Genomic DNA, 10,981 nt, shown 5'->3' with positions numbered 1-10,981 from the left:
AGCACCATCCGTCAGCGCCAACCACCAGGTCACCGGGCCAATACCACTGACACTCAGATGACGAGGCTGAACTGACACTCCCCTACAGACTCGCAGGAGGCGGCGGAACCGGCGCGCCGGTCGGAGTCGGCGCGTGTGTTCCTGGCGTGTGCCGTGTCCGGGGATGTTCCGGCCGGTCGTGGGGCGTGGGTGTCCGCCGACGGCGGTACGGCGGTGATGTTCGAGCTTCCCGCAGACGTCGACGTGAACCCGGACGTGAGGCACGGGGAAGCGAACGAGCAGCGTCGGGCATTCGTTGACCTGTTGGCCGATGCCGTGGCCGCGCGGGATGAGGGCCGCGCGCTGGTCGGCCGTGACCTCCCGTCGAAGAAGACGCACGGCCGTACGGCCGGGGTCGAGAAGGGGCAGGCGTCCGCCTCGGTCAAGGGGCTGGACGTCAAGCCGTGGAAGGCTCCGAAGGTTCCGGCGGAGGGTTCGCCGCTGGACGTGGAGACGCTCGCCACGTGGGCCACGGTGGGGGATGTCGTGGCGGAGACTGAGGCGGCCTCCGGGGTGTGGCTGCCCATGGCTGCCGTGTCGTTCGCGGAATCGGCCATGGCCAACGGGTGGACGGTGGCCATGCAGCGCAGCACTGACGGGGGCACGGTCGCGGTGCGCGTCGCCGGTGTCGCGGTCAAGAGCGGTGAGCCGCTCGCCTATGAGTTGCTCGCGGTGTGGGACTGCGGGGCGTTCCGTGAGGACCGTTCGGCGGTGTGGGTTACCGGTCGGCGGGTGACGGGCAAGGGCACCCCGTTGTGGTCGGCGCCGGTCCGGGTGGGCCGGTCGGGCAAGCACCAAGATCCGTCGATGTTGGCGACGGTGCAGCATGCGGCGGAGCCGGGCACGCTCGCACGGGTTGCGCTGAGCAGCTCGGCGCCTGCCCCCGAGGGTGTGAGCGACCCGGGCGGCATGGACGGGTGGGAGGGCGAGGGCGGAGCGCTCGCGCGGGATGATGGCGGAGAGCTCCTCCCGCCGGCAACCCGTGACGAGGTGTCCGCGCAGGCGGTTGACGTGGTGTTCGACCCGTCCGGGGCGGACGTGTGGGAGGCAGAGGGCGGCACGGTGCCGGGCGTCGACACCCCGGCCCCCGTTGCGGCAGCTGTGGCGGTTATGCCGATCGACTGGGCGAAGCCTGCCGGGCGCGGTGACTGCGCGGCGGCGAACACGTGTGGCGGGTTTGGGGTGCTGCTGTGGGACGTGCCCGGCTGTGCTCCGCGCTGCGCCGAGTGCGCCGCACGGGCCATGGGACACTCACCGGCGGCACTGCGCGCGCTCACCCTGCCCGGGGACGTCGCGGAGGCGGAGGAGGAGGCCGAGGCAGCCGACATCGTCATCCGGCACACCCACGAAGACGGCACCACCGTGGAGGGCTCCGCCAAGGGTGACGGAGTGTGGGAAGCGTTGCGCCCGCTGGGCTGGACCTACCGGCGTAACCCGGGGATCTTCATCCGTGGCAGCCGCTACAAGGGCGCCGACCGGTGGAAGATCAACCGGGCCGCAGACGCGGTGCGCGCACTCGGCCTGTCATGCGCTGTGGTGATCGAAGAAACCATGTCGTTCGCCGAGCGGGAGGCCGCCCGCGTGGATGCGGCCGAGGAGCGGACGGAGCGGTACGCGGACCGGGCCGGACGTGCGGCGGCATCCTCGCAGTCGGCGCGGGATGCCTCGGACCGGATCGGCGAACGGTTCTGGATGGGCCAGCCGATCCTGGTGGGCCACCATTCGGAGGGGCGCGCCCGCAGGGACCAGAAGCGCATGCACAACGCGATGCGCAAGAGCATCGCCGAGGGCGAGCGCGCGGGCTACTGGGCATCCCGTGCGGCGGCGGAGGCTTACGAGCGGTACCGGAAGAACCCGGGGCGCACGCTGCGCCGTATCGAGAAGCTGGAGGCGGAGCGGCGCGGTGTTCTGCGGGAGCGCGACGGCGTCGACGACAAGGGCCGTACGGCGGATGTGTGGCGACGCAAGCCGTCCGAGGCGCGCCGGGAGGAGCTGACGCGCCGTCTGGCCGAGTACGACGAAGAACTGACGTACTGGGCGGAGACGATCAAGGAGGCGGAGCGGCGCGGCTTCAAGGTGTGGGGACGGGCCGACTTCATCAAGGGCGATTTCGTGCAGTGGCGGGGGTCCTGGTACGAGGTGACCCGGGTCAACGCCAAGACGGCGACCGTGCCGCACATCCACGCCGCGTTCGATGGCGGCACCGTCGGCGCCGTCGGCGGCTGCCGCGTGGTCACCCACGCGGCAACGGCTGAGACCCGGCACAAGGGCAGCACGTACACGCTCCCCTACAACGAGGTGAGCGGGCGTATGTCGGCCGAGCAGATGCGGGCCGCCCTGGCGGGCGAGGCGATCCCAGCCGACCCGCGCGACATCACCCCGGAGCCTGCCACGACACCGGGTTCATTGCCACCGTCGCCGCCGGCCTGACCGTCACCACGCCGACCCCCACCGCCTGACCACCCCATGGCCGGGCGCCCGCGGCCCCCGGCCGCCTCCCAGGAGTTCTCAGAGGAAGCACAGCTATGCGACTGAGTAAGCGCCGAGCGACCACCCTGAACCGACGCGCGCGGTTTCTGCACCAGCACCGGAAGCAGCGGGGCACGTTGCCGTGCCTGGAGACCGGCGGGACCCAGGTCTACGCCTACTGGAGCTGCGGTGAAGGCCTGGTGGTGTCCGTCCATCTGGACACCGGCGAGGTTCCCGGCGACCTGATCAGCCCGGATGGAACGATCCCGATCCGGATCACGGTCAACGGTGAACGTGTCTTCAGCGCCGACTGATGTTGAACCCTTCCCCGCAAGGGCGTATTATTGATTTTGCGGGTGAGCGGCAACTCACCCACCACCAACCCAACTCGCAGCAGAAGGACAGGGCATGGACTACATCGACACCAAGGACGTAGCCGCCGAGCTCCGTAACCGCCTGAAGAGCGCGTTCCCCGGTGTGAAGTTCAGCGTGCGCAAGGGCACCGGTACCGCCTCCGCGTGGATCTCCGTCTACTGGACCGACGGCCCCTGCACGGCCGACGTCGAGGAGCACACCCGCCCCATGCAGGGCGCGCAGTTCAACGGCATGGAGGACCGCTACGAGTCCACCGACAACACGGTCACCGTCACCGTCAAGGGCCGGAAGGTCACCGGTAAGCCGCTGGTCGACGGCATCAACACCCACCGGGACGTCTCCGACCACGCCCTGAAGGCCGCCGCCGTCCTGTGGTCCGAGGCCCACGACGGCACCGAGCCCCCCACCAGCGGCATGCTCGCCGCCTGCGTCGTCGACGGCCACGTCATCCAGGAGAACTGGGCCCCGCAGCAGATGTGGCAGATCGCCAGTGACGTTGTCCTTCCCCAGCGCTGGGCCGCCGCCAAGGAGCAGGCCGCCGCACAGGCCGCCCGTCCGGCGAACGCCCGCGAGCAGGGCGACGAGGGCGCGGAGGGACTCGCGCTCCAGCACACGGACGAAGACGGGACGACGGTCACCGGTACGCGTCTGGGCGACGGCGCCGCCGACGTCCTCAAGCGCCACGGCTTCAAGTGGCACCGCAAGAACCAGTACTGGTACGCCCCCGGCAGCCGTGACCAGCAGGCCGACACCGGGTTCATGGACGCGGTCGCCGCCGACCTGCGCGCCGAGAACCTGACCGTCACCACGGCGCAGCCCGAGCCGACCCCCACCGCCTGAACCGACACCCGACCGGCCGGGCGCCCCCCGGCGCCCGGCCCACCGAGCGGAGCCCCCATGCCCACGCACTACCCCACCCAGCCCGCCGGCGATCGCCCGCCCCCGTCCGCCACCGCCGCCGACCCCGGCACCGTCGAGGCCTGGGAGACGGACGGCGGAGCCACCGGTGTCGAGACTCCTCGCGCCCAGCAGGCACCGCCCACCGCCCACCGCCGCGCCCGGCGGATGTTCATCGCCCGTTGCGCCGTCGGGGAATTCGGATACCGCACGGCTGACGGCCTGGCCCTGACCGTGCACCGCGCCGAGGAGGACGGCGCCCCAGCTCTGTGCGGTGCTGCCCCGGCGTGGTGGGAGTCCGCGGACCCCGGACAAGCGCTGCGCCGGGTGTCCTGCCACGACTGCACCGAACTGTGGATCGAGCGGGCGGGAATCGGGCCCCGCTGGCAGGTGGCCGACTGCATGCGATGGGCGGTCTACCGGACCGAGCGCAGCCGGTACGGGACGCTCGTCAGCGTGTTCGACGGCTACGTCACCCGATGGGACCGCGTCATCGGTCACCGCCATTGGTGCTTCTACCACTCTGCCACCACGGCCGGTGTCCGCATCTCCGCCTACCCCCGGCAGGGCGACGAGCGTAAGCAGTGGTGGTTCCCCGCCGCGCCGCAGCCGACGCCCGCCAGCGCGTAGGGCAACGGCGCACCGCCCCCTCACCGCCGGTCCGGGCAGCACCCCGGACCGGTTGCACCACACCACCCCGAAAGGCGGCATGTCATGGCTGGAAAACTCAGCAAGGAGCAGACCAAGCAGCACAACCGGGCGCTCGAACTGGTCGACATGGACCGGGACTTGACCGAGGAGGAGCGGGAATTCGTTCTCGACCACTTCCACGAGTCCGCGAACATGGGCCGCACGCTGGACGGCGCGTTCTTCACACCAGCCGAACTCGCCGGCGAACTCCACCACGTGATCCCGGGTGACCGCATCATCGACCTGTGCGCGGGCATCGGACGCCTGGCCTGGCACGCCCGCGACTACTGGAACCGGCGCTGGGAGCGTCTCCCGCCGCGCGAGATCGTGTGCGTGGAGAAGGACCCGGAGTATGTGCGGGTCGGGCGGCGCGTCCTGCCGGAGGCGACGTGGATCTGTGCTGACGTGCTCGACGTTCCGGGCCTGAACCTCGGTCCCTTCGACTGCGCGATCAGCAACCCGCCGTTCGGGCGGATCAAGCGCAGCGGCAACGCCCCCGGGTACCGAGGGCCGCTGTTCGAGTTCCACGTGATCGCGGTCGCCGAGACGCTCGCCCGGCGGGGGGCGTTCATCATCCCGAGGGAGTCCGCCCCGTTCCGCATCGAGACCGGATTCGTCTCGCAGGACTCGCCCGCGTACGAGCGATTCCACCGCGAGACCGGGATCAAGCTCCGCCCCAACCCCGGGATCCCCACGGACTTCTTCCGCGACCAGTGGCGCGACGCCTCACCGGCCGTCGAAATCGTGGTGCACAACCGCGACGAGGACGAGTTGGAGACCCAGGCCGCGCGCCCCGAGCAGGAAGCCTTGGCCAGCCGTACGCACACGCCGAAGGCCCCGCGCACCAGCGCAACGCCCAAGGCTGCGCAGTCGGCCGGGTTCAGCGACAGCGGCGGGGACACGCTGTTCTGAAAGGGGATTGATCAACCCCCATCAAGGTGTATTATTGATTTTGCAGGTGAGCGGCAACTCGCCGGCCGCCGACCGACCCGCAACGAGCAGACAGGGAACCGCACATGGGCGCCTACGGACACGAGATCACCGCCGGAATGCTGGTCTTCGACCGGGAGGACTTCGCCGCCTACCGGCCCGGCTCGGAGCCGGTCTGGCTGGTCGAGAAGGTGGCCGGACGCGAGGAGCGCCATCCGGTCGGCGGAACCACCATCTACAGCACGTACGCGAATGTCCGGAACGCCGAGGTTCACGGCAGGGACACCACCCCGTCCAACTCCGGCTGGACCGGTACCAAGCCCGTGGGACGGCTGGTCGAGGCCGCCGCCGAGGACGACCACACCAGGCCGGGCACCTTCCGCATGGACCGCGCCATGGTGGCCTTCCTGCGCGCAACCCGCTTCCGGGGGTCCACCTCCGACGACTACCCCACCGTGCGCGACCTGGTGAACGCCGCCCCCTACGACCGGCACGGGTTCCTGGTGGGCGCGCGGACCGTCACCCCGCACGGCCTGCGCTACGAGCTCGGCGCCCTCTCGGTCTGCCTGGGGAACCTGTTCTGCGATCTGAAGGCAGGCCGCATGACGGCCGCCGACCTGGAAGCGGGCGGCATGTCCGTGACGCTGCTGGACGCCACCCGCGAGGCCCTGCGCACCGCCGACTCGGCCGTCAGGGCCTGACCGTCCCGCCGGGCGCCGACCACGGCGCCCGGCCCCCTACCGGATGAGCGGCAACTCATCCGGCACCACTCGAAACAGGAGGACGCACCATGGCCACCATCCGCCGGAACTGGACCAAGCGCGTTGCGGAGATCCGCACGGCCGCCCGCACCTGCCGCGCCTACGACTCCGACAGCGGCAACATGCTGCCGGTCGACCCGGCCCGCGCGTTCGAGGCCTGGGAGCGCACACCGCGCGCCCGGCTCACCGAGGACACCCCCGGCCAGAAGTGGACGGTCCACGTTCACTCCAACCAGTTCTACGTCCTGACCGCCGAGGAGACCGCCGCCCCGGCGGACGACGCGCCGGCCGCCGACGCCCCCGCGGCTCCCCCCACCGCCCCTCCCGGCCCCCGGCACACGCGCCAGGCCGCCGGACCGGCCAGGACTCAAGACCACGGCGCGGCTCGCGCCCTGGCACGCCGTAGGGTCGCAACCCGCGCACCGGGCCGTGACCGCCTGCCCGCCCATGTGCCCGCCATGGCGGCCGATCTCGTGGGCAGGACCGTCCGCGTGAAGCTCGCCCAGGGCTACAGTCACGGGCAGATCCGGGAGGAGTTCGAGCACGCGCGCGCCGAGGCCGAGACCGCCGGGGACGCCGGGAGGGCAAGGGGCCTGGGGACGATGCTCACGGTGCACGCCGCGATGGCGGCCGAGGAGAGGGCCGCCGAGCCGCCCACCGGCCCCTCCCCCGCCGACACCGGCGGCAGCTGCCCGGATGAGCCGCAGGAGCACCGCCCCGGCTCCCCCCGAACCGGCCGCGCGCGCAGTGACAGCGTGCTGTCCCGTATCGACGCCGTCCTGCATGACGGGGCCGTCACCGACGACCCCGACGTCAGCGGCGACGCCATGCGGTCGGTGCCCCTGGCTGAACCGGACGAAATCATCCATGCCTACACCCGCGCCCAGGCCCTGGCGGACGGCGTCCTGACGGCTGCCGACGCCGAGTTGGCCCGCGAGGCCGGCTTCGTAGTTCCGGTCGCCCTCACCAGTGCCGTATGGGAGGGCTGCGTGGCCTGGAACGACGGCGACAGCGAGCGGCAGGTGCCGCAGGACGAACGCGGACGCCTGTGGGACGTACTGACCATGGCCCGCGCGGCGATCCGGCGCGGCGGCGGGGACGGCGACCGGGTCACCGTCGACCTGCGGCGGGTGCCGCGCGACGGCCGCGCGCGGCAGGCCCGGCCGGTCCAGCTCGTCTGCGCGATCGGGCCCGGCGACCACGGCGAGCCCGTGATCACGATCATGGAGCCCCACGAGGACTGACCCCCGCCACCCGAGGGGCGGACCCCGCCCGCCCCTCGGGTCCTGGCCGACCACACCGCCGCAGCTCCCCGGATGAGCGGCAACTCATCCGGCACCAACCCGTCGGAAGGGCGAACCGTCATGCCGTCCATCACCTACCAACTCGCCGCAGAGGCCGCGCCGTTGATGCCCGGCGGCGGCTGGACCGTCCGCGCGTACACCGTCGCCAGGGAGGAGTGCGCCGCCCTGGAACACCCCGACGGCCGGTGTATCAAGATCTCCCCCGCACGGCGTGAGGGGTACGTCCGGGCGCAGGTCGCCTACCCGGACACGTCGTACCACCTGACGGAAGCGGACTCTCCCAGGACCGAGATGCGCGCCGACCGGGGCGGCAGGGTGCTGGAAGAGGCCGTCCGCACCAAGCTGATGCCGGTGTACGACGAGACCTACCCGGAGGTGCTCGCGGCCAACGAGAAGGCCCGCAAGCACGCAGAGGCCCGGGCCGCCCTGGCGGATCACCTCGTGTCCGTGGTCCCGGGGGCCGAGGTCACCCGGTCCGAGCCGTCCCCGACCGTCGAGTATCGCAAGCGCGGGACGATCGAGCGGGTGACCGCGCAGGTTCTCGGCGACGGCCTCAACATCGTCACCTTCCGCTACGTCGACGACGAGGCGACAACGGCCGTCATGAAGGCGTACGGCGACGTGATCCGCCGCACCGCACCGGCCCCGGACGGCCGTTCCGGTCACGCCCGCGAGGACGCGCGATGAGCACGCCGACCGCCCGCCACCGCTGCCCCTACCGGCCGGGCGCACCCTCCTGGTACGTCCGCGCCACCCGCAGCGCCCTGCCCGCGAGCCGCTTCCCCGCCGCCGAGCGCCAGCAGCTCACCGGAGAGCAGGTGGCCGTGTCCGTGGGCCACTCCGGCGAGGACGGCACCGCCCACGTGACGCTGCAAATCGGCCGCCATCTCGGCAAGCCGCCGCGCCCCGGACCGGCCCGCGACACCTGGCTGCGGGTGCGTGCCGACATCGCCGCCCGCCTCCAGCAGGCCGGGTTCGCCACCGTGCCGACCAAGGCCGGCGTACGGTCCACACCGCCCCGGCCCGAGCCGGTCGCCGTCCACCTGGAGCACGGCGACGTGTTCCGTGACGGGCTCGACGCCTTGGGCCGCTACCGCATCTGGTGCCCCGAGCACCCCCACCTGGCCGGCCGCCTGCAGAACGCTCACGGCCTGGGACCGCAGGTGTTCACCTACGTCTACGCGACCCACAAGGCCCGGCATCCGGTCTGGCCGACGGGCTTTCGCACCCTGCACGCCGCCGCCGAAGCGTGGGCCGCCCATATGGGCCTGCCCCCGGTGTCTGTGACCGAGATCTGACCGCCCCGGCGCGTCCGCGCCCGCCCGAAGGAGCCCCCTGTGTCCGACCGTTCCGCGCTCCAGCTGTACGTCTACGCCCTGCCCGAGGAGGACCGGGCCGCCGTGCAGCTCGGCATCGACGACAACTGCCTTGAGCCATACGAAGACTCCAGCAGCGGCATCGTGCTCGGGATGCGCTACCAGACCGAAGAAGTCCCGGTCGACTCCGCACACGATCTTGCTGTGCATCTGCTCGTGAGCGCCCCCGGTACGGCGTTCGAGCTGTGGCAGGACCCCGTGTTCGAGCACCCCGGCCACTACGTGGCGCATCTTCCCGGCATCGGCGCCTACGAGGGGCGGTGCGACTCCCACGGCTCCCCTCTCGTGAAGCTCACCGAGGTACTCGACACTGTGACCACGGCCCCGGACAGTCCCTCCGCCCTCCCTGAGGACGAGTTCACGCGCCATGGGCCGTTCTTCGCCGCCCTGCGGCGCGCCCAGGCCGCACGGCGCCCCTGACCTGCACGGTTACCTGACTCACCCTCAGAAAATAGGTGTTGCCCCTCCCCCGAAAGAGCGTATAATTGATTTCACGAGCAAGCGGCAACTTGCTCAACACCAACCGATCGCACGAGGAGCAATCCGTGAGCGACACCGCAACAACCACACCGATGCAGCGGGTCACCCTGCGGCTCGGCCAGATCCGCGTCAACCAGAACAACGTCCGCCAGGACCTCAGCCTGGACGAGAAGTTCCTCAAGTCCATCGCGGCCAACGGCGTGAAGGTCCCCGTCGTGGTCCTGCCGCTCGGCGAGGACACCTACGAGCTGAAGATGGGCCACCGGCGCTACTTCGCCTCCCGGGCCGCCAAGGAGACCGAGGAGGAGCAGGACGCGATCGAGGTCCCCGCCTACGTGCTCGACCCCTCCCTGCGCGAGGCGGGCGAGGACTTCATCGACCAGCTCATCGAGAACGACGACGACTACCGCCGGGGCCTGACCGAGCTGGAGCAGGCCGACGCCCTGTTCGGCGCGGTCGGCGCGGGCATGAAGCAGGCGAGGGTCGCCGAGCTCACCGGCCGCACCCGCAAGGACGTGTCCCAGGCGGTGAAGACCGCCAAGACAGTGGGCGAGCGGACCCGTTCGGCACTCGCCGAGACCGGCACCTATGACCTCGACCTCGAAGTCCTCGGTGTGCTGGGCGAGTTCGACGACGACGCCGACGCCGTAGACCGGCTGCTGGAGGCCCACTCCAAAGGCCGCTTCGAGTTCCAGGTGCAGTGGGAGCGCGACGACCGCGCCGAGCAGCAGGCCCGCGCCAAGGTCCGTCCGCAGCTCCAGGCGGCCCGGGTGCGGCTGGCCGAGGACTCCGACACCCTTCCGTCGACCGCCGAGCAGCTCGCCGAGCTGGACGGCCCGGACGGCGAGCCGCTGACCGCCGAGGCCCACACCGGGTGCCCGGGCCACGTGGCGACCTGGGCCGAGAACCCCCAGGAGCCCGGCGAGGTGGACTACTTCTGCACCGACCCGGACCTCTTCGGCCACCGCCCGCCCCAGGAAGACGCCCCGGAGACGGACGACGAGGCAGACGTACAGCCGACCGAAGCGGTGGAAGAGGCCAAGTCGTCGGAGCCGTCGCGCGAGTACGTCAAGGCGGGCAACAAGGCCTACCGCGCCGCCGAGAAAGCCCGGCAGACGTGGCTGAAGGACCTGCTCGGCCGCAAGACCGCGCCGAAGCCGCTCGCCGCGTTCATCACCGAGCAGCTCCTGACCTGCCCCAAGCCGGTGGCCCAGTGGTCGGGCGACGTCGGCCGCCACAACCTCATCAAGGAGCTGACCGGCTACAGCACCCTTGCCGAGCGCACCAAGACGGCGACCCCGGCCAAGCTCACCCTGCTCAACTTCGCGGTGCTCGCCGCGACGTTCGAGAAGCGGATGAACGAGGTTCGGACCTGGCGCACCGACCTCACCGCCCGCTCCGCCGTCTACGAACTGCGCGAGATCCGCGAGGACGCCCGCACGTGGCTGACGTTCCTCGCCGAGATCGGCTACCCGCTCGCCAGCGTCGAACAGGCCATCGTCGACGACGAGCCCTACCAGGAGGGCGAGCCGGACGCGGACGACACCGACGCCCAGGCCGACGAGGAAACCGAGGACACCCCGGACGGCGCGAGCGCCGAGGACTCCGAGGACGCGTCCTGACCCGCTGCCCGGGCCGGACCACGCGGTCGGGCCCGGGC

11 protein-coding genes are annotated in these 10,981 nt (G+C 71.5%); all 11 read left to right on the top strand.

Annotation, left to right across the window (positions count from 1 at the left end; genetic code table 11):
• Positions 1-303 precede the first annotated feature (303 nt).
• Positions 304-2,469 carry a DUF3560 domain-containing protein gene (locus ACFU5F_RS40970; protein WP_383898604.1) on the top strand — a complete coding sequence of 722 codons (2,166 nt, stop codon included), beginning with the start codon at positions 304-306 and terminating at the stop codon, positions 2,467-2,469.
• A 95-nt stretch (positions 2,470-2,564) separates the two neighbouring features.
• Entirely contained in the window at positions 2,565-2,822 is a 258-nt protein-coding gene (locus ACFU5F_RS40965) for a hypothetical protein (RefSeq protein ID WP_383898602.1), read from the top strand.
• A gap of 94 nt (positions 2,823-2,916) precedes the next feature.
• The gene (locus tag ACFU5F_RS40960) at positions 2,917-3,723 is read left to right on the top strand and encodes an LPD29 domain-containing protein (protein WP_383898600.1); all 807 of its coding nucleotides are present in this window, start codon (positions 2,917-2,919) and stop codon (positions 3,721-3,723) included.
• Positions 3,724-3,780: 57 nt separating this feature from the next.
• Positions 3,781-4,410 (top strand): hypothetical protein, encoded by a 630-nt coding sequence (locus ACFU5F_RS40955; protein WP_383898598.1) that lies wholly within the window; start codon positions 3,781-3,783, stop codon positions 4,408-4,410.
• Between the two features lie 84 nt (positions 4,411-4,494).
• A complete protein-coding gene (locus tag ACFU5F_RS40950; protein WP_383898596.1) occupies positions 4,495-5,382 on the top strand; it encodes a methyltransferase in 888 nt (295 codons plus the stop codon).
• 104 nt (positions 5,383-5,486) lie between these two features.
• Positions 5,487-6,101, top strand: coding sequence for a hypothetical protein (locus tag ACFU5F_RS40945; protein ID WP_383898595.1), 615 nt, complete (start codon positions 5,487-5,489; stop codon positions 6,099-6,101).
• A gap of 89 nt (positions 6,102-6,190) precedes the next feature.
• Positions 6,191-7,405 carry a DUF6573 family protein gene (locus tag ACFU5F_RS40940; protein ID WP_383898593.1) on the top strand — a complete coding sequence of 405 codons (1,215 nt, stop codon included), beginning with the start codon at positions 6,191-6,193 and terminating at the stop codon, positions 7,403-7,405.
• A 120-nt stretch (positions 7,406-7,525) separates the two neighbouring features.
• The gene (locus ACFU5F_RS40935; RefSeq protein WP_383898592.1) at positions 7,526-8,152 is read left to right on the top strand and encodes a hypothetical protein; all 627 of its coding nucleotides are present in this window, start codon (positions 7,526-7,528) and stop codon (positions 8,150-8,152) included.
• Complete coding sequence (locus ACFU5F_RS40930; RefSeq protein WP_383898590.1) at positions 8,149-8,763, top strand: hypothetical protein; 615 nt, start codon at positions 8,149-8,151, stop codon at positions 8,761-8,763. The genes ACFU5F_RS40935 and ACFU5F_RS40930 overlap by 4 nt, the downstream gene beginning before the upstream one ends.
• Before the next feature lie 39 nt (positions 8,764-8,802).
• Positions 8,803-9,261, top strand: a complete 459-nt coding sequence (locus ACFU5F_RS40925) for a hypothetical protein (RefSeq protein WP_383898589.1) — start codon at positions 8,803-8,805, stop codon at positions 9,259-9,261.
• 125 nt (positions 9,262-9,386) lie between these two features.
• Positions 9,387-10,943, top strand: a complete 1,557-nt coding sequence (locus tag ACFU5F_RS40920; protein WP_383898587.1) for a ParB/RepB/Spo0J family partition protein — start codon at positions 9,387-9,389, stop codon at positions 10,941-10,943.
• Positions 10,944-10,981: the final 38 nt, after the last annotated feature.

Source organism: Streptomyces sp. NPDC057438 (genome assembly GCF_042802995.1).
Taxonomy (GTDB): Bacteria; Actinomycetota; Actinomycetes; order Streptomycetales; family Streptomycetaceae; genus Streptomyces.
Note: the sequence above shows the minus strand (reverse complement) of the source record. Positions and strands in the feature narration are given on the sequence as shown.

Excerpts from the sequence above, each read along its gene's own strand:
- ACFU5F_RS40965 (WP_383898602.1), top strand. The coding sequence starts at position 2,565 with ATGCGACTGAGTAAGCGCCGAGCGACCACCCTGAACCGACGCGCGCGG.
- ACFU5F_RS40945 (WP_383898595.1), top strand. The coding sequence starts at position 5,487 with ATGGGCGCCTACGGACACGAGATCACCGCCGGAATGCTGGTCTTCGAC.
- ACFU5F_RS40960 (WP_383898600.1), top strand. The coding sequence starts at position 2,917 with ATGGACTACATCGACACCAAGGACGTAGCCGCCGAGCTCCGTAACCGC.
- ACFU5F_RS40940 (WP_383898593.1), top strand. The coding sequence starts at position 6,191 with ATGGCCACCATCCGCCGGAACTGGACCAAGCGCGTTGCGGAGATCCGC.
- ACFU5F_RS40950 (WP_383898596.1), top strand. The coding sequence starts at position 4,495 with ATGGCTGGAAAACTCAGCAAGGAGCAGACCAAGCAGCACAACCGGGCG.
- ACFU5F_RS40930 (WP_383898590.1), top strand. The coding sequence starts at position 8,149 with ATGAGCACGCCGACCGCCCGCCACCGCTGCCCCTACCGGCCGGGCGCA.
- ACFU5F_RS40935 (WP_383898592.1), top strand. The coding sequence starts at position 7,526 with ATGCCGTCCATCACCTACCAACTCGCCGCAGAGGCCGCGCCGTTGATG.
- ACFU5F_RS40955 (WP_383898598.1), top strand. The coding sequence starts at position 3,781 with ATGCCCACGCACTACCCCACCCAGCCCGCCGGCGATCGCCCGCCCCCG.